Origin of the sequence: Nostoc sp. LPT, from assembly GCF_017115165.1 — a bacterium.
Classification (GTDB): domain Bacteria; phylum Cyanobacteriota; class Cyanobacteriia; order Cyanobacteriales; family Nostocaceae; genus Nostoc.
Window position 1 is genome coordinate 14024 of sequence record NZ_JABXKF010000110.1, and the last position, 19523, is coordinate 33546.

At 43.1% G+C, this 19523-nt stretch carries 11 protein-coding genes; 5 read left to right on the forward strand and 6 right to left on the reverse strand.

Features of this window, described 5'->3' with window-relative positions; all coding sequences use genetic code 11:
• Window positions 1–175: 175 nt before the first annotated feature.
• The gene (locus tag HWQ58_RS21190; RefSeq protein ID WP_292866822.1) at window positions 176–565 is read left to right on the forward strand and encodes a hypothetical protein; all 390 of its coding nucleotides are present in this window, start codon (window positions 176–178) and stop codon (window positions 563–565) included.
• 267 nt (window positions 566–832) lie between these two features.
• On the opposite strand, the gene HWQ58_RS21195 is transcribed toward HWQ58_RS21190, so the two are convergent.
• Both HWQ58_RS21195 and HWQ58_RS21200 read right to left on the reverse strand, forming a co-directional pair.
• On the reverse strand, window positions 833–3643 hold the full coding sequence (locus tag HWQ58_RS21195) for an ATP-binding protein (protein WP_292866824.1): 2811 nt from the start codon (window positions 3641–3643) through the stop codon (window positions 833–835).
• A gap of 473 nt (window positions 3644–4116) precedes the next feature.
• Window positions 4117–5703: an FAD-dependent monooxygenase gene (locus tag HWQ58_RS21200; RefSeq protein WP_292866826.1), complete on the reverse strand. Its 1587-nt coding sequence runs from the start codon at window positions 5701–5703 to the stop codon at window positions 4117–4119.
• A gap of 239 nt (window positions 5704–5942) precedes the next feature.
• On the opposite strand from HWQ58_RS21200, the gene HWQ58_RS21205 reads away from it, so the two are divergent.
• Entirely contained in the window at window positions 5943–6143 is a 201-nt protein-coding gene (locus tag HWQ58_RS21205; protein WP_292866828.1) for a hypothetical protein, read from the forward strand.
• A 139-nt stretch (window positions 6144–6282) separates the two neighbouring features.
• Window positions 6283–9000 carry a COR domain-containing protein gene (locus HWQ58_RS21210; protein ID WP_292866830.1) on the forward strand — a complete coding sequence of 906 codons (2718 nt, stop codon included), beginning with the start codon at window positions 6283–6285 and terminating at the stop codon, window positions 8998–9000.
• A gap of 270 nt (window positions 9001–9270) precedes the next feature.
• Here the strand turns inward: HWQ58_RS21210 and HWQ58_RS21215 are convergent, their stop codons facing one another.
• Complete coding sequence (locus tag HWQ58_RS21215; protein WP_292866832.1) at window positions 9271–11520, reverse strand: glycoside hydrolase family 65 protein; 2250 nt, start codon at window positions 11518–11520, stop codon at window positions 9271–9273.
• 516 nt (window positions 11521–12036) lie between these two features.
• Here HWQ58_RS21215 and HWQ58_RS21220 point away from each other — a divergent pair.
• Entirely contained in the window at window positions 12037–14703 is a 2667-nt protein-coding gene (locus HWQ58_RS21220; protein WP_292866846.1) for a sensor histidine kinase, read from the forward strand.
• Between the two features lie 383 nt (window positions 14704–15086).
• Window positions 15087–16295 (forward strand): glycosyltransferase family A protein, encoded by a 1209-nt coding sequence (locus HWQ58_RS21225; protein WP_292866848.1) that lies wholly within the window; start codon window positions 15087–15089, stop codon window positions 16293–16295.
• A 236-nt stretch (window positions 16296–16531) separates the two neighbouring features.
• On the opposite strand, the gene HWQ58_RS21230 is transcribed toward HWQ58_RS21225, so the two are convergent.
• From HWQ58_RS21230 to HWQ58_RS21240, 3 genes are read right to left on the reverse strand one after another with little or no spacing between them, the layout of a single operon-like run.
• Entirely contained in the window at window positions 16532–17122 is a 591-nt protein-coding gene (locus HWQ58_RS21230) for an SAM-dependent methyltransferase (protein ID WP_292866850.1), read from the reverse strand.
• The gene (locus HWQ58_RS21235) at window positions 17119–17868 is read right to left on the reverse strand and encodes a PIG-L family deacetylase (RefSeq protein WP_292866852.1); all 750 of its coding nucleotides are present in this window, start codon (window positions 17866–17868) and stop codon (window positions 17119–17121) included. Before HWQ58_RS21235 ends, HWQ58_RS21230 begins: the two co-directional genes overlap by 4 nt.
• On the reverse strand, window positions 17858–19066 hold the full coding sequence (locus tag HWQ58_RS21240; protein ID WP_366838363.1) for an acyl-CoA dehydrogenase family protein: 1209 nt from the start codon (window positions 19064–19066) through the stop codon (window positions 17858–17860). Before HWQ58_RS21240 ends, HWQ58_RS21235 begins: the two co-directional genes overlap by 11 nt.
• Window positions 19067–19523 lie beyond the last annotated feature (457 nt).

The window sequence follows — 19523 nt, forward strand, 5'->3', positions numbered from 1 at the left end:
TTAAATTGAAAAAAGTAGCAAAATTAATGTTAAAACTTTTACAGTTCATACAGCTTATTAATGCGAATACTTATTCGGAAATTTCTGATGACATTTCAGATATACATATTTTAACTTGGTACAAAATACGCTCAGGATTTGAGCTAAGTACTTGTAAATAATAGAAGTGTGACTTATGGCTCCTTATAAAGACGCATTTGATGGGTTTACTGATGGTTTAAATGGACAGGATAAATCGGCAGAAAAAGCTGCTCAGGCTGGCATCCAGACTGCTGCTACTGTAGGAATTTCTGTTGGTTCTGCCGCAGCAGCAGGTGCTGGTTCTCTTGCTGGTTACGCAGGTATAGCTTCCGCAGTTTCATCAATGGGGCTTGGTGGCGCTACAACAGCAATTGCTGGAGCAATGGGAACTAACGTAGCTGGAGCTGCTGCAACTGCTGTTGTAACTTCAGCAGTGGGTGGGCCGGTTGTAATGGGTGTAATTCTAATTGGTGGAGCAGGAGCTACTGCTTATGGAGTGTATCAAGCTGGCAACTGGGTTGGTAAGCAGTTAAAATTGTGGTAGACTTTATTCTAATCTGAATCATAGAAATTTTTGACAAAATTATAAAAGTTATCAGGGTGGAAGCTGTCCACCCTTTTTTAATTTATCCTTTGTTACTAAAGTTTAGCGAATATTAAATTGTCCACTGCCATCTATGCTGTTGTGAATTCCATTTTATAGTTACTATTTCTGCTAACGGATTGATGCAATCGCCATTTTTATTAAAATGGATAATTTATGTTAAATCTTATTAGGGCACAAAACCTTGCTGTTTGCAGTCTGTGACAATTAGATAGCTTGCTGATTTAGCGGAATTACAATTACAAATTCTGTTCCCTGCCCAGGAGCAGAAATACATTCTAATTTTCCCTGATGTTTTTGGGTGATAATCTGATGACTAATAGATAAACCTAACCCAGTACCTTTATTAACTGGTTTAGTCGTAAAAAATGGTTCAAATAATTGTTTTTGTACTTTTTCTGGAATGCCTATACCATTGTCGCCAATACAAATAACTATCTGATTTTCACTCGTGAGTTGAGTCTGAATGCGTATCTGGGGAATAGAGAGCGCTTCTTCCCTTACTTCCCATTCACCATTTTCCACTGCCTCTTCTAAAGCATCGATCGCATTTGCCAGAAGATTCATAAATACCTGATTTAGTTGTCCAGCATAACATTCTACTAATGGCAAGTCACCGTACTCTTTAATCACCTCAATTGCTAGATTGTTAGATTTAGGTTTAAGGCGATGTTCCAGAATCATCAACGTATTATCTATACCCTCATGGATATTCACAGCTTTCATTTCTGCGTCATCTAACCGAGAAAAGTTTCGCAGAGATAAGACAATTTCTGTGATTCGTTCCGCACCAACTGTCATCGAAGTTAGCAAATTGGGCAAGTCTGCGATCAGAAAATCTAAGTCGATCGCTTCTGTTTCTTGTTGAATTTCCTTTGCTGGATTAGGATAGTTTTGCTGGTATAATTGCAGCAGTCTCAATAAATCTTGGATATATTGATTGGCATAATTGATATTGCCAGAAATAAAGTTGACTGGGTTGTTAATTTCATGCGCTACACCTGCTACTAACTGCCCCAAACTCGACATTTTTTCACTATGCACCAGTTGAGATACTAGTTGCTTTGCCTCTTGGCGCAATTGTGCTTCTGAGTATCGCAATATCTGCTCTGCTTGTTTGCGCTGGGTAATGTCATGGAGAATAACGACATATTCCTGAAAATCCAGATGGGGTCGGTCAGAGATGGAAACTTCCAGAGTTCTGTTTTTCCCATTACCGATGAGAATTTGTTCGCTACGCTTTGTCCACTGCTCTGGATAGTAGACTAATGCGGGTAGCCATTTGTTGAGGTGATTTCCCCGCAACTCAGAGGGGTTGACACCAAAAAACGATTCGGTGGCTGGGTTAGCTTGCTGGATAATGCCTTGATCGTCTACGACTAAAATACCATCCTGGGCGACAGTAAATAGGTGTTCGGCGGCTTCTCGCGCTTCTGCGATCGCTACCACTTGCGGTAAACTTGTCCAACAAGCGATCGCTACTCCCACAAATGCCACGCTCATCAGTAGCACCACAAATATATTCTCACCGCCCGCAGTTGCCACTTTATTAAGTTTGACGCCAAATAACCAACCAACTCCCACGGCGCTGCACAGTAAAAAAATTAGGATGCTCACCTGAAGAATTACTGAATCTTTGATAATTACTACAGGGCGCGTGCGATATCGCCGCATCCACCAATCAGGATGGAAAGCAGGGAAATGCATACGGCGAATTACTGCATCTATTCCTATAACACCAATGGGAAATAATAGCCCAATCAGCAAGTTGAGCCAACCCCAGGCAAATCCGCCCACCAACAGCACCACAACTTCTAACAGCAGAATGGCCAGAGATATGCGAGGAAACAAAACTTCCGGGCGATCGCGCCGAAGCCAAAGCCCCAGATGCAGTAACATAAAGGAGACAAACCAACCGATGTTACCAACAGCGACGATTCGCGCTACATCTCCCCAAATCAGATAGATTAAGCACAACACCAGTGTTAATGTCAATGCTGGGACAAACACACCCCGACGGGAGAGCACAGAAAATACTGGTGAAATGTGGTTATCTAAGGCCAGTTGATACAAAATTCGCGGGCAATTAGAAACCACCGTTGCCGAACCTAGTAGACAAGCAGCTACTAGCAAAAAAGAAACACTTACACCAGTGAATCTTCCCCAAAAGGGCAGGGAAGCTGCCGCAAGATTCAGAAAAGCATTGTCTTTAAGGTTGGGATTTGTTGCTAACCGCATCACTACCCAAGAACCTCCCAAAAAGATGGGTGGCATCATCCAGGCTGCAACATCTAGAAACCGTAGCGTTTGAGTGGGGTTGCGGCTATCGGCGACAAAGGAAGAAGCCGTTTCACAGCTATAGGTTGCATAAGTAACGAAAAAGAACCACTTTGCCCAATCTACAAAGCTCAAAGATGACCAACTGCTAGGAAAAAACCCAGGACTCACCGGAGAAAACGCTAACCAGCCAAGACCTTGAACGCAGAAGGTCATTAGCAGTCCAAAGGCTGGAATTACAAAAAACAAATGTAAAATACTCAGGGCGCGAGTCCCACTAAACGCCACGATAAAAGGTAACAGTGTAAAGCTAATATCCAGAAATATGTCTGGACAGGTAATACCCAGCGCCTGCAAATTTACTTTAATTAAATCTCTGAGTACGATTGTATTCACTGACAAGTAAGAAACCCAATTGAGGAGGTATCCAATTGCTGCATAACGAGCTAGTCCTGGGTAGTTTTGCAGTAGCTTGGTAGCATAGTTAGGTGTTCCTCCAGCTACATTGATGAAATGCATACCCAAGCGTTTTACCTGATAGTTGAGCAGCATTCCGAAAATTACCGCAGGTATCCAGACAAAAATAGCTTGGGAACCGAGAGCAGCATGAATCGCTGGAACCAGTGCTGTCCAAGAAATATGAGCTGTCAAACCAAAGCCCCAACTTTCAACAGCACTTAGGCTTCTAGTCAAGCGAGGGTAAGAAGATTGGCCCAATGTGGAGTGAGCAGGATGGGACATGATTGGCAGTGTTAGGTGGGATACTGTAATTAAGCTTATTACCTAGAGTTCCCATCTCGTAAATGTTGTGAACAAAAACTTTCTGTCCGGAATCATACTTAGATGTTGAGTATATCACCAGAGAAAATTACCTTCACAACACAAGCATTTATTAAGAGGATGTTTTAAAAGTGTTTGGCTGTGATTTTAGGCACTTATTGATCCCCCCTAACCCACGCCAGTCGTTCCACTTGGGGAGACCCCATGAGCAAGTGGCGTGGATTTAGGAGAATCTAGAACGTTTTGATACCGACAATAGGACTTTTAAAACATCCTCTAACACCATAATTTAGTTTAAAGGTGCGATGTCTACGACGGGCTACGCCTACGCCCTTTTGACTCGACAATTAGTGTTCAGAGGTGAAATAGTGAGCTTTTTCAGAACTTGAATGATGAAGATTAAAGCCGCAACTATGAGGATTAAAGCCGGTAAACTACAGCGCCTCTATTATTTGCTCGAAATTGCGGCAATACACCTGTTGGCCGTATTCTTGCCACTCTTTGTCTGACGAGTAGGGTGAGCGTTTTAATGTTGCCTGTTGGACGTATGCTATCAATGGGCGACGAAGACACTCATATTTCTCGAAGGCTTTGGCTATAGCTTGCAGATCATCCCAGTTATTCTCCTCAGCAATTTTAGCGATGAGTGTTGTAACTACTAGTGCATCTTCAAATCCTTGATTAGCTCCTTGACTCATGAAGGGAGGCATTCCATGTGCGGCATCGCCAACTAATACGATTCGCCCTACACTCCAGGCTGGTGGAATTTTGGCAGGATCAGCTTCAGGATTGAGGTCTGTTGGGTTAGAAACTTGTAGAGAATCCGAAATGGTAGCATGGTGAATATAGTATGGACGCTGCTGTATCTTGACAGGAGGAGATATACGTACTAATTGCTTAAGTGCATCAGGAAAGCCTGCCTTCTCCAACTCCTGGAGAGCTAAGTCAATTAAAGAACTTTCAGACTTTCCTTGCAACGAGTCTAAAGGCAAAGCAAGATGTATTATGTACCCTAGTTCACCAGTTGGTCTATGAAATAAAATTATCCTAATGTTATTTATACGAACAGAATTTCCAGATATTTCATCATTAGTGATTGTTACAACTGTTGAGTCTTGAAAGAATTCTTCTAGTTTCGTCCATAGTTCCTTTGCTACCTCAGCTATTTCCCGACAAAATATAGCTGCAAAGCCAGAGTATTCAGGTTGGGCAAAATCATGGTATTGAGTATCTGTGTAAAGCAGCCTCCGAACTGTAGAATTAATCCCGTCTGCTGCAACAATTAGTTTAGCTCTAATCGATTTTGTTACTAATTGTTGGGGGGCAACATCTGAGTTTTGGGGATGCGTCTCATTATGTTTTTGGCCATCTGTCCAAAACGCATAGGGGTTGGCTTCTATTCCTGTGTCACCTACACAATCTATCCGGACACAACCTTTTTCTGGCTCATTCACAACATTAATACAACGGTGATTAGCTTTAACTCGGTCTTGGGGAAGTAGCTGTCTGAGGGTTGTCTGCAAATTGTACCAAGAAATTGACACTCGACCCTCGCCATAATCTTTAAACCAGTCATCGAAACTAAGCGAGGTTGACCGAATTATCTGCCCTTGTAAATCTTTGTAAGCCCATTGGGGTGAAGTCTTTGTCGGTTGTTGCTCTTGAGTAGTTTCAACAGTTTTCTGAACATTAGACTGCTTGGGATTCAATAAACCAAGCCCAGTTTTTTTGACTTCTTCGTAAGCGTTAGGATCTAAATGTTTGAGAGCTTGTAATCCATTGGAGACAATATCCAACATTTGTCCAACTTCACGAAAGGCGCGAGTTTGATCGACGACAAGGACATTTTCAATACCACGTTTACGTAAGCCAATAGCAGTTGCTAACCCAATTGGGCCAGCGCCAACCACTACAACATCGTAAATTTGCCCAGGAGCAGAGGAGACAACAGATGCAGCTAAGGTATCAGCTTTGGTTGATGTGTTTGTATCTGTATGAGAACTTGATTTAGTTTTTAGCATATTTATACATAGGAATCTGGGTTCAAAGCTGGGCAATATGGAAAGCTATAGCCATCAAGTTACATAGGAACACACAACAATATTCAAATCAAATGTAACAAGTTAAATATTTTACCGCGATCGCACCTATTATCTGAAGCAAATTATGAAAATTATCGAACCGCCTTCGCGTAGCGTCTCGCAGAGAAGCCGCCAAGAGCGCCAAGAGAAGAAACAGAAAAGTTTATAAATTATTACAGTTGGTGTTCAGAGGTGGAGCGATCGCCCTTTTTGCTCGACAGTTGGTGTTCACAGGTGGAACGATCGCTGTTTTTACTCGACAGTTGGTGTTCAGAGGTGGAACGATCGCCCTTTTTGCTCGACAGTTGGTGTTCAAAGGTGGAGCGATCGCCCTTTTTGCTCGACAGTTGGTGTTCAAAGGTGGAATGGTGAGGTTTTGAGGTCGAGTCTAGAGGCGTAGGAACCTGCGATCGCCACAATCTAATCCTTGATACAGGCTAGATTATTAATTAGCTCGATTTCTCTGCTGCGCGTCCAAGCAGCAACTCGTCGTCAGGCATCGCCTCTGTAAAATCCGAAATGACTAACGAAGAACTGCTGCAAATTATTGAACAAGCTGCCAGAGACAAGCTGACAAAATTAGATTTTTGTTACCAAGGCTTAACAAGCCTACCACAGGAAATTGGCCAACTCACCAACCTGCAAACCCTCAACCTCAGCAGAAATCAACTGAGCAGTCTGCCACCGGAAATTGGCCAACTCACCAACCTGCAAACCCTCAACCTCAACAGTAATCAACTGAGCAGTCTGCCACCGGAAATTGGCCAACTCACCAACCTGCAAACCCTCAACCTCAACAGTAATCAACTGAGCAGTCTGCCACCGGAATTTGGCCAACTCACCAACCTGCAATCCCTCTACCTCAGCAGAAATCAACTGAGCAGTCTGCCACCGGAAATTGGCCAACTCACCAACCTGCAAACCCTCAACCTCTACAACAATCAACTGAACAGTCTGCCACCGGAATTTGGCCAACTCACCAACCTGCAATCCCTCTACCTCTACAACAATCAACTGAGCAGTCTGCCAGCGGAAATTAGCCAACTCACCAACCTGCCATCGCTCCACCTCAACGACAATCAACTGAGCAGTCTGCCAGTGGAAATTGGCCAACTCACCAACCTGCGATCGCTCGACCTGGGCAGGAATCAACTGAGCAGTCTGCCAGCGGAAATTGGCCAACTCACCAACCTGCGATCACTCGACCTGGGCAGGAATCAACTGAGCAGTCTGCCAGCGGAAATTGGCCAACTCACCAACCTGCGATCACTCGACCTGGGCAGGAATCAACTGAGCAGTCTGCCAGCGGAAATTGGCCAACTCACCAACCTGCGATCGGTCAACCTCGACAGTAATCCTTTAGAATCACCTCCACCAGAAATTATCACGAAAGGGTTTAAAGCAATTCTTGACTTTTGCAGACAACAACTAGAACAAGAAACCGATCGCCTCTACGAAGCCAAATTACTCATTGTAGGAGAAGGTGGTGCAGGTAAAACTACGCTAGCCAAAAAAATTCAAGACAATAAATATACGTTACAACAAGATGAAAATACCACCGAAGGCATTGATGTTATTCAATGGAAGTTCTTGCTTGACAAGAACAGAGAATTTCAGGTCAATATTTGGGACTTTGGTGGTCAAGAAATTTACCATGCTACCCACCAATTTTTCCTTACAAAACGCTCTCTTTATGCCTTGGTTGCTAATACTCGCAAAGAAGATACAGATTTTTACTACTGGTTAAATGTAGTTGAATTACTGAGTGGTAATAGTCCTTTGTTAATTATCAAAAATGAAAAGCAGGAGCGCAAACGAGAAATAAACGAGCGGGGGTTACGGCATGAATTCACTAATTTTCAGGAAACACTTACTACAAACTTAGCCACTGATCGCGGTCTGCCAGAAATCTTAAAGAAAATTAAGCATTATATTACTAACTTACCTCATGTAGGAATAGAACTTCCTAAAACCTGGGTGAAAGTGCGAGAAGCTTTAGAAGGTAACTCTCGCGAATATATTAGCTTGGAAGAATATCTAAACATCTGCGATCAACATGGTTTTACTAAACAGGTGGATAAACTCCAACTCAGTGGCTATCTACATGATTTGGGTGTATGCCTTCACTTTCAAGATGATGATTTGCTAAGAAAAACCGTGATTCTCAAGCCCACTTGGGGTACAGATGCCGTTTACAAAGTCTTAGATAATCCTCAAGTCATTAACAAACTAGGTCAATTTGATCGCAATGATTTAGCAAGCATTTGGCATGAAAACAAATATGCCGATATGCAACCAGAACTATTGCGGCTAATGATGAAATTTAAACTATGCTATGAAATTCCTAGTAGTCCCGGCACTTATATCGCACCTCAATTACTCTCTGTTAACCAACCTGATTTCAATTGGGATGAATCCAATAACCTAATCCTGCGTTATAAATATGACTTCATGCCGAAAGGTATTCTCACCCGCTTTATAGTCGAAATGCACTCTGATATTGAACAACAAACCCTAGTTTGGAAAACAGGTGTTGTTCTTGCAAAATACAAAAGCCGTGCTGAAGTAATTGAACACTACAATCAACGAGAAATAAAAGTCCGTGTCGTAGGAAACCGCAAGAAAGAACTGCTAGCAATTATTACCAATGAACTAGAAAAAATCCATAATTCTTACGAACGTCTGCAATATCAAACACTTGTTCCCTGCAACTGTGAAAGCTGTAAGGATGGTCAAACGCCTCATTTTTACCGCCGAGACGTGTTGTACAAATTCCGAGAAAATAATCGCGACCAAATCCAGTGCCAAGATAGCGGTGATATGGTAGATGTCCGCAGATTAATTGACGATGTTTTACCGACGTTATCAACTCTGCAAATACCTATGTCTGAACCCATAACAAGAAATCAAGTTTTCATTAGCTATAGTCATCAAGATCAGCAGTGGCTTACCAAACTCCAGAAACACCTCAAGCCAATGATTCGTAACCAAAATATAATCGTGTGGGACGATACCAAAATTCAACCCGGTGCTGAGTGGCGCAAAGAAATTGAAAATGCTCTAGCAGCAGCAAAAGTGGCAGTATTGTTGGTTAGCCCCGACTTTTTGGCATCAGACTTTATTGCCGAGAATGAGTTACCGCCATTGTTGGATGCGGCTGAAGCCGAAGGACTTACGATTATTTGGATACCGTTGAGTTTTAGCAGCTACGAGGAAACAGAAATTGAAAAGTATTAGTCAGCGCACCCTCCGAATCAACCTTTAGACAGTCTGAACTCAGCACAAGAGAATAAAGCTTGGGTGGATATCTGTAAGAAGATTAAAGCAGCAGTTCCTCGCTAGAAGAACCTCTCCCTGCCTTGAACTTTAGTTCAAGTCTGTCCCTCTCCGACTCGGAGAGGGAAGGTTTTGCGTAATAAAACCAGGGAGAGGTTTCTTTTGTAGAAGCGATCGCAGGTAAACTCTTAGCTATCGGTTAAAACATCATCCAAGTCGAAGATAACCTGACTAATTTCCGAGCGTGTATTCTGCCAAGGTGGGAATTTTAACTTCTGTTTCGGCTTGTAAGTCGAAGTCATACCACTCGTTACGCCATTGCAGACGAAACTTCAAACGCGTCCAGTTAGGTGGTAGATTGGGACAGGCAATGGGGCCAAATTGAGTCATCCGAATGCCGGCGAACCCGAAAACTACTGCTTGCCATACTCCTCCAGCACTGGCAGCGTGAATTCCTTCGGCGGCGTTACGCCTCACATCCTCTAAGTCTACCAAGGCCGATCGCAGAAAGTGTGTATAAGCTTCGGTTGGTTGATTGAGGTCACAAGCTAAAATGGCATGAATGGCTGGGCCTAATGAAGAACCATAACTGTGGTCGGTGCGTTGGTTGTAATAGTTCCAGTTGGTGGCGAGGGTGTTATAGTCGTAGCGATCGCGCATTAAGTACAGAAGCATCAATACATCCGGCTGCTTGAGAATCTGCTTTTGGTTTGTAGCTTCAATTCCCAACAAACCTTGCAGAGATTTGCTACGCGGTTCGTAATCAGCGAGGTTAACGTGTTCTAGCTGGAAAAAGCCTTCAAATTGCTCAATTAAACCCGTTTGAGCATCTTCATTGACAAATAGACGCTCTTGGATTTCTGCCCAATGGTGCAGACGCTCTGTAGTTAAGTTGAGTTTTTGCTCCAGTTGGGCTGATGTTTCTGGATAAGCTCTTTTGAGCCAATCCCACAGTCGCAAAGCTGACTGCAAATGCCACTGTACCATGAGATTGGTGAAGGCATTATTATCGACGCGATCGTGATTTTCATCCGGGCCAATTACATCTAGGATGTCATAGCTGTGGCGCTCTTGGTTCCACTGCACCCGACTTTCCCAGAAAACAGCCGTATCAAGGATAATTTCCGCGCCATAATCGCGCATCCAGTCATCATCATTGGTAGTCTGCCAGTAGTGCAAAATTGCATAAGCGATATCAGCAGTGATATGCACTTCAATGTCACCGCACCAGATACGGATTAATTCACCGTTGGGAGCCGGAACCCAGCGCGGAGTGACTTCATCGCCAGTAGTGGCACTTTCCCAAGCAAACATGGCTCCTTGATAACCTGCTTCTTGAGCTTTGCGTCTCGCTCCTGGTAGGGTGTGGTAGCGGTAGGTGAGCAAGTTACGCGCTAGGGCTGGTTGAGTTAAGGTGAGGAAAGGCAGGATGAATATTTCTGTATCCCAAAAGATATGTCCGCTATAGGCAAAACCGGAAAGGGTTTTGGGAGGAATGCTCACCCGATTGTCGTGACGCGGTGTCACCGCTAGTAATTGGAAGAGATTGTAACGGACGCTCAATTGAGCCAAGCGATCGCCTTCTATTATAATGTCACTGTCTTGCCACACTTGCTCCCATGCAGTAATGTGAGCTGCCAACAGAGTAGTATATCTGGGTTCATCAGCGAGTCTTTGTAAGGCGGCGGCAATGGGAATTTCTGTCTCTCGTGAAGTAAACAGGGTGACAATCTTTTCTACAGTTACCGTTTTTCTGGGATATAACTCTAAGGTGGTTGTCAAAATGGGAGAACTAGAAGTATTTTCGACGCTCACAAGTGTAGTCTCGTCACCATCTACCACTAACTTAGCTGCCATCCCAAGTTGAATATCTGAGTGGAGAGTTGTACTGTTTAACCAGATAATCCGATCTATGCCACCTTGGTTTAAGGTTCGCCAATGTTTGACGCCTTGGGTATCTGGTTCGCTGTCAAATCCGGCTTCAACGGTAATTTCACCCTCAAAGTCTACCGATGTAATTTGAGCGCGAATCGCCAAAACGTGTTGGTCTGCTAAACTGGTGAAACGCTCGAAGTGAAAATCTAGGGTATGACCATTAGGACTACGCCACCGCACATCACGGCTAACTAAGCCTAAGCGTAGATCGAGCCGACGTTCGTAGTTGAGAATCTCACCACTGTCCATAGTAAAGCGAACGCCTGCAACTTTTACCACCAATGGCAGCCAGTTGGGACAGTTTACCAATTCGGTATGAGCAATTGTCACATCATCATAAACACCGTGGATGAGTGTGGCTGGAAAATCTTGGGAATACCCTTCCTCAAATGTACCCCGCACTCCTAACAAGCCATTACCAAGAGTGAAGACGGTTTCTTTGTGATGCAACTGCGTCGGGTTAAACTCCGTTTCAATAACGTTCCAGTCAGTATTGTCAATTAATTGCTGATTTTGTTGAGAATTGTGAGTGGATACGTTGAGCATGAGTGATAAAACCTCTTGGGGATGGCTGTGGGTAGGATGCAGTAAAATTAGGAGCAATCTTTAAGTGATTAACTCCTTTTCTTTAGCGCGTAGATTAAAAAATAGTCTGAACGCTAAAAAATACGCTTCTGATAAGAGTAACGTTTCATATTTCATCTGTCTACAGTTAGATTTATTCAAAAATGCCAGTTATAACTCATAAATCTTAATTAGCTACGAATTGATTCGGCTTTTCATCAATTTCTTTCATATTTACAATTAAGGGAAGACGCGATGAATCGCCGTCTCTACAATAATCAGCCCTTTGTAGAGACGGCGATTTATCGCATCTTTGTCTTTGTGATGGACGATTTTTGACTGGTAAAATCTACAGGTGCAGTTAAGTAACGTTTTGTTCTTTTACCAGAAGTGATATATTGGCACTTGACCCGACCGAGTACAAACTATGCATAAGCCCACAGGACAGCAAAGAGGTGTTGTACTCAATACTACAGAACAGGAAGGGGGAGTGGGCAGATGAATAAAAATACCGGGCAAAGTAGTGTTTTTTCCCTGTTTCAAGGCATACCTCTAAGTCGCATCTTGGTAGCGTTGTTTCTGCTGCAAATCTTCCTAGCTGTGGGATTGACTGCATACTTATCAATCGGAAACGGGCAAAAAGCAGTTAATCAGGTAGCTAACGAATTACGTCATGAAGTTGCCAATCGAGTCGAGCAGAATTTACAAACTTATTTGGCAACCCCGCGTCAGGTACTACGCAGTAATCAAAATCTCATTAACATGGGGTTGCTGAAGATAGAGAATCTGGCAACCTGGGAGTCATACTTAATAGAGCAGTTAAAGATTTTTCCAGATGCGTTGGCAATAACTGCAAGCAATGAGCAAGAATATTTAGCGGTGGAGAAGTTCAACGATCACCAATTTTTACTCAGAAAAGCCGGAAAGTCAACTGGGTACGACCTCTACACCTATATAATTGACTCTCAAGGTCAACGTACTCAATTACCAGAGGTAATCAAAAACTATGATGCGCGATCGCGTCCTGATTATCAAACAGCAGTTACCGCCAAAAAATTCAGCTTTAGTCAGATTTTTACACCCCGCACTGAACCAACACTCCTAATTAGTGCATCTCAACCCATTTATAACTCCCAAGGCGAATTACTCGGAGTCAACAGCACTCTCACTCACCTATCACAAATTGGAGATTTGCTGCAAAATATCAAAGTTGGCAAGTCTGGGCAAATTTTTATTATCGAGCGATCGGGGCTATTAGTTGCAAGTTCTACAAGCGAAGAACCATTCCGCTTACAAAATGGTAAACCCATTAGGTTAGCAGCTTCCCAAAGCGGCGATTCTTTGACTCAAGCAACCGCTAAATACTTAAAAACTAAATTTAGTAACTTTGACCTAATTCAAAGTTTACAGCAACTAGATTTTTCTCTGGACGGCAAACGGCAATTTTTAGAAGTTAGACCGTTAGAGGGCGAACCAAATGTCAATTGGTTGATAATAGTGGCTGTCCCAGAAGCAGACTTTATGGGACAAATCAATCGCAACATTCAAACTACAATTTTTCTCTGTTTGGGAGCATTAGGACTAGCTACTGTATTGGGGATTGTTACCGCCCGGTGGATTACTGTGCCTATTTTGCACTTCAGTACGGCAACGAAAGATTTAACTGATTTTACTAATAGCGAAGACTCAGTGGTGAAAGTACAGGGCATTAAAGAATTAGAGATGCTGGGTGGATCTTTCAATGAAATAGCACAGCAGTTACGCAAAACCTTTACTGCACTGATTACCAAAAATGAAGATTTAGAACTGCAAGTTAAGCAGCGAACTCAAGAATTACAGCAGGAGATTCAAGAACGCATCAACTGTGAGCGAAAACTGGGCCAGTATAATCGAGTACTAGCAGAACTGGCAAATCACAAAGCAGTTTTTGAAGGAAATTTAGAAACAGCATTCAAAGTTATTACAGAAAAAGCAGCCAATGTTTTAGAAGTAGACCGAGTGAGTGTGTGGTTATTCAATAGCGATCGCACTAAGCTACAATGCATAAGTCTCTATGAACGCAGCAATCAGAGACATTCGGCAGGTTTAGAACGCAATCTTGCAGATTATTTAGTCTACTTTAAAGCTCTGGTGGTTTCTCGTACCATTGCCGTTTCTGACACTCGCACCGATCCACGAGTACAAGAATTATCGGATATGCTCGAAGCAAATAATATTGTATCTCTACTTGATACCAGTCTTTGGGTTGGAGGCCAAATGGTGGGAACAGTATTGTCTGAACAGGTTGATATTCCCCAGAAATGGGAACTGAGCGAGCAAAACTTCATTAGCTCAATCGCGGAAATTGTTGCCCTAACTTTAGAAGTATGCGATCGCAAACGTGCAGAATCCGCTCTGCATGAGTCTAAAGAAGCTGCCGAAGTGGCAAATCGTGCTAAAAGCACCTTTTTAGGAAACATCAACCACGATCTGAGGACTCCTTTAAACTCAATTCTGGAAATCACAGAGGCACTCAAAGAGCAAGTATACGGCTCTGTGAGTGAAGAACAGCGCCAGTCTCTAAATATGCTCGAATCTAGCGGTAAAAACTTACTAAAATTAATTAACCAAATCCTTGACTTTACCGACACCGAATCCAGCAGGATAGAACTGCAACTAGCTGCTACTTCGATTCAGGGATTATGTGATTCCAGCTTAAGTTTTGTCAAACATCTGGCGTTCCAGAAAAATATCCGGCTGAGGGCACAAATACCTGAAGAACTCGAACCCATCCAAGTTGATGAACCCCGCATCCGCCAAGTATTTATCAACTTATTGACTAACGCGATCAAGTTTACTAAAGAAGGAGGCGAAGTCTGGATTGAAGTTCAGCCAAGTTCCACCAATGAATATATCTTTATCAGCGTGGTAGATACGGGTATTGGAATGCTTTCTGATGACCTTTTCAAATTATTTCAACCTTTTGTACAGGTTGAAACTGCTTCTAACTCTCGTTCTCCAGGCACTGGTTTAGGATTAGTAATGGTGCAAAAAATTGTCGAGTTGCATGGTGGAACTGTCCATGCCGAAAGTCAGTTAGGTAAAGGTAGTCGATTTACAGTCAAACTTCCTTGGAAAAAGGTTGGAGAATGGGGGGTTAGGGACTTCCCAATAAAAAATAATTAATCGCAAAGTGAGCTGTTGTTAAGCTGTTCTTGAGCATGTCAAGAAAATATCTGAATAGTCGTCTTGGATGGAGGAATTGAGTAATTTAATTTTTGCAGGTACTTGAGAATTAATATTAATTCAAATGTACTTAGAATCTACTTTTCGAGTAACTCTGTTGTAAATGGACTATTCTGCGATCGCATACGAACGCTTTTGTCAGCCCAAAAGCATTGGCCCAAACCTTTATAATTTCGTCAAACTCCAAAAGTTTTCGTCTACTTACTGTAGGTAGATTTCAAGTAAATCAAAGAACATTCAAAATAGTATTACAAATACTAATAATTTCCGATTGTAGATGAATATCCTGTGTCGCTGTTCCTGGAGATGGAAAAATGGTTTTTATGGAAAGTAAGCGCTCACTCCTCGTTGCTGACTTTCCATCTGTACAACTTGATAAAGACTCTTCTCAAACTTTAGTCCAAGTACCGCCTTCACCGCATTGTGAAGTTTGTGTAATTGTTCCAGTTTGCAATGAAGCTGAGACATTGGTAGCAACCCTTACTGCCTTGATACATCAAGTTGATCTAGAAGGACAGCTTTTAGATCCCAAACGCTACGAAATAATTTTGTTGGCAAATAATTGTAGCGATGATTCAGCAGCTATAGCCCGGAGTTTTGCAAAGCAACATCCAGATATAGCACTGCATGTAGTTGAAAAAACTCTGCCACCTGCACAAGCCTATATTGGTCGAGTGCGCCAGATTTTGATGGATGAAGCATACCGCCGTTTGTCTAGTTTAGGACGTACAAGGGGGGTAATTGCTTCAACTGATGGAGACTCGCAAGTAAGCCCAACTTGGATTGCTGCCAACCTGTACGAAATTAACTGTGGTGCTGATGCTGTCGGTGGGCGAATTATCACTGAGGGTGCTAGTCGTGCGGCTTTAGACCCTTACGCCAGAGCTTGCTTTCTGCGTGAAGTGGGCTACCGCTATTTAATTACCGAATTAGAAAATTATCTCGATCCCGACCCCTATGACAGCTTTCCCCGCCACTATCAACACTATGGAGCAAGTTTAGCAGTAACAGCAGAAATGTATGCACTGGCAGGAGGCTTACCGCCAGTGCGGACTCCTGAAGATGTGGCTTTTTACCGTGCCTTGGTACGGATAAATGCCCGTTTCCGCCACAGTTTGCTAGTGCGGGTAGTAACTTCGGCAAGACAAATCGGACGTACTAATGTCGGTTTAGCAAATCAACTGAATGAATGGATAGAAATGGGACGGCAACAGCAAGCATTTGTAGTCGAGCCAGCAGCGGCTATCGAAACTCGTTTTGTTGCACGTCGCCAATTACGACTGATGTGGTGGTGCGCTCTCAATGGCTATCAGCCATGTTATCCCAGTGTCGCGTCCTTGGCAGAGATGCTGGGAGTTTCAGCCCAATGGCTTGTCCAGAAATTAACGCAACCTTATTCCTTTGGTCAGTTGTTTGAACTAGTCGAAGAACGCCAGCAAGAAGAACAAACTTGGGCTTCGCGCTGGAAATACGTGGATATTAAACAAGCAATTGGGGATTTGCGCTTGCGTCTTGAGAGTTTGCGTCAGTAATTGCTAAGGGGAAGCGTTACCCGAAAGTAGGGCAACGCTTTCAAATAAAAAATATCCCATTGCTTCTTAGGCAGGGGAATAGGCAGCAGAGAGCAGGGGGAGGAAAAGTCCTTTTGATTCGATAAATTCGATAATTTATTTTTTGGAGTTCGCCTACAGTAACACTTAGGGAGATCCAAAGCCGTTTCTTCCAAAAGGTAAAACTAAACAGCAAAAAATAAGGCTTGTCTTATTTCTCAGACTCGCTCGAATAAATCAAGTCGATATTCTTCCTCGCGTTGACCTTTTAAATGCCGCAGTTTATTCGGGGTTAACTCTAAAAACGAGTCATGAACTTCATCTCCACTCAACGGATAATCACGAGCATAGAGTGTCCAATGAACTAAAAGTAGATGTCCTCCAGGTTCCAAGTGTTCCAGGATGCACTGCTGTGCTTTTTTCAGGTCTTCCCAACTCCAGTAATAGCCAACTTCCGAAATCAAGGTCAAATCAAAGATTTCATCAGGATATTGCTCTGGGACACGCATAATCTGGAACTTGACATTGGAGAGATGTTGACAGCGCTCTTTTGCTCTATTTTGAGCTAATTTTGATACATCAATCGAGAGGAGTGACTCACAACGCTGTTGCAGTTTCTCAGTTAAAACACCAATAGAACCGCCGATTTCAAAGGCAGACTGATAGCGCTCCTTGGGTAAAGCTGCGATTGTGGCAGCATATTTGTTAGCTTCGTATTCACTCGTCTCAAACTTCCACGGGTCGGGGTTTTCGCTGTAGAGTTTATCGAAGTAGCTGGGTGGTAAGGAGCCGGATTGTGACGGGTTCATAGGTTTTCCTCTATATAAACTTCCCAAGGACGAGTGAAGTTCGCTAACATTTCCGGAGTTAGGCGAAAGCCTTCTGGGTCATCGTCAATTAAGTCTGTAATTTGGGAACGATAAGCAGCGATCGCTTGTTGTTTCAACTCAACTACCGTGCTAATATCCAATCGCCAGGTTGTCACCTCAAGAGATGCTGGCAAACTCCCCCGTTGCTCCCAGTCCCAATCCCAAATAGGATATTCAATCAATCGGGGGGATAAGCGCAAATTATCCAGCGCTGCTTTAATTAACTTCCACGTTGCTTGATGGTCTGCGTGAGGGTCATATCGCCACGGTAAAAAGATAATTTTTGGGGCGACTTCTGTGATATATGCACGACAACTAGCTACTGCACTTTGATACTGTGTTGTAATTGACCCATCTTGTATTCTCCAGAAGCTGACAGCATTTCCCTCTACACCTAACAATTTCATTGCTGATAGCGTTTCCGCTTCCCGCAATTCCCGGAGTTTATCTGCGGGATATTTCTGGGAACGAGGGTGTGAAAGTGTACCATCACTGATAACCAATACTTGTACATGACAATTTAAAGAGCGTAGCAGCGCGATCGCACCTCCACAACCTAACGTCTCATCATCAGGATGGGGTGCAACAATTAGTGCGGAACTACAAGCGATCTCTTTAACTGAACGCCAAGGCAAAATACTAGGATTGTTTAGTGGTAGTCCAATCAAGCTAGATTTATTCATCATTCCAAAGCAAATTAGCAGGATTACTTTCACCCAAGACATACTGCCCTACATTTGCCAAGGATGCATCAAAAGCAGGTTGACGCAGATACAAAGTCAAATCTCGGATGATGCGTTCCATCGGATTTGGTGGCATTAAGCCACGAGTCCCAACAGAACGTTCGCACAACTGCATTACATCAATGCAAATTTGTTCAATTGCTGTCCTCACCATGTTTGCATAGGCAACCAGTTGGTTTGCTTGCGGGTGGGGAGCTGTGGGATAGCCACCAAATATAGGTGCATACGCTGCCACCTTATTCGCAGCCCCCCGCAGCCAGAGATTACCACTTTCAATAGCGATCGCCATTCTGCCCAGCCGTTCTTTTTGATATGGATCGTTCGTATATTCCAAGTCCTGGAGATACTGGCGAGTCAGGTTAAACAGTGCTTCTGCCCCACCTAATTGCACAGCAGCAAACCGAATCACCCCAACCGATAACCAAGGCTGTCGATAGTAATCTCCTGGCTGTCCAATTAAAGCGCTTTGATCCAACTCTACACCGCTAAAATCCACTTTATAACTAGCAGTAGCTCGCATCCCAGAAGGTTGCCACCAAGCTGGATCGCTAACTGTTGTCACTTCGTCCATTGGCACAATGCATATTTGCCAACCGCCGTCTGGCAATACTCCATTCACAAAAGGACGTTCCACATAGCCTGCGCCAGTACAAAAGGTTTTAGAACCTTCCAACCGATAACGCCCATTTTCACAAGGAATTACCTTCACACCATCTGAGGCTTCGGCATTCCAAACGCCAAATATTTTATGATCCTCGCGGGCGTCACGAGCATATTTTGTGATTTGTTCTCCAGTACCAAAGGTCTGAATCAGTTGCAGGGCGTTGATATGTCCTTCATAAATTCGGCCAATTGCTAGATTGCCATGCCCTATCTGCTTTAATAGTATTAGAAGCTCGTAGGTAACATTAGCATCTATTCCTGCACCCCATCCGCCTAATTCTTTCGCCAATGGTGCAGCCAACAACCCAGCCTTAGCAATTAACTCAAACTCCTGCTTGGGAAAAGCACCATTGTAATCTATTACACTGGCATTCTTGGCAGAATAATCAGCAATTTCTGTGGCATGTTTGAGATCCAGAGTAATGTTGGAATCATGCCATTTTGGAATGACGACATTCTGTGGTAGTTGGATGCTAATAACCGACTCCTTTGTATAATCTTTTTTTTATGCATTCTTGATAATAATGAAATTAAGTCAGTTAATACCTCTATCTTTTGTGTGATTATATACTCAATAAAAAGGAGAAAAATTTAAATAACGAGCTTTTCACTTATTCACAACTGATACAACTACCCTCAACCGCGTCCTGACGCTAGGACGCTAGTTGAACGTGGGTATATTTATCAACCGAATACAAGACAAGGTAATAAACTTATCAACATTAGTCATCTTTACCCGCTACTCGCAATTCTACCAAAGTAAGAGACTGATATTAACGCAGCTTAGAAAATGTCTGAGAAGTATCAAATATAGGTTAGCTCCCCAGGGCAAACGCATCTAAATTACTCTTGATCACAACCAAGGTTAAGAACCAATGACAAAATCAGCATTTCTCGTTTGGTTTAGTTTCCAAGACTCAAAGCGATGTCATGGA

Excerpts from the sequence above, each read along its gene's own strand:
- HWQ58_RS21190 (WP_292866822.1), top strand. The coding sequence starts at position 176 with ATGGCTCCTTATAAAGACGCATTTGATGGGTTTACTGATGGTTTAAAT.
- HWQ58_RS21195 (WP_292866824.1), bottom strand. The coding sequence starts at position 3,643 with ATGTCCCATCCTGCTCACTCCACATTGGGCCAATCTTCTTACCCTCGC.
- HWQ58_RS21200 (WP_292866826.1), bottom strand. The coding sequence starts at position 5,703 with ATGCTAAAAACTAAATCAAGTTCTCATACAGATACAAACACATCAACC.
- HWQ58_RS21210 (WP_292866830.1), top strand. The coding sequence starts at position 6,283 with ATGACTAACGAAGAACTGCTGCAAATTATTGAACAAGCTGCCAGAGAC.
- HWQ58_RS21215 (WP_292866832.1), bottom strand. The coding sequence starts at position 11,520 with ATGCTCAACGTATCCACTCACAATTCTCAACAAAATCAGCAATTAATT.
- HWQ58_RS21220 (WP_292866846.1), top strand. The coding sequence starts at position 12,037 with ATGAATAAAAATACCGGGCAAAGTAGTGTTTTTTCCCTGTTTCAAGGC.
- HWQ58_RS21225 (WP_292866848.1), top strand. The coding sequence starts at position 15,087 with ATGGAAAGTAAGCGCTCACTCCTCGTTGCTGACTTTCCATCTGTACAA.
- HWQ58_RS21230 (WP_292866850.1), bottom strand. The coding sequence starts at position 17,122 with ATGAACCCGTCACAATCCGGCTCCTTACCACCCAGCTACTTCGATAAA.
- HWQ58_RS21235 (WP_292866852.1), bottom strand. The coding sequence starts at position 17,868 with ATGATGAATAAATCTAGCTTGATTGGACTACCACTAAACAATCCTAGT.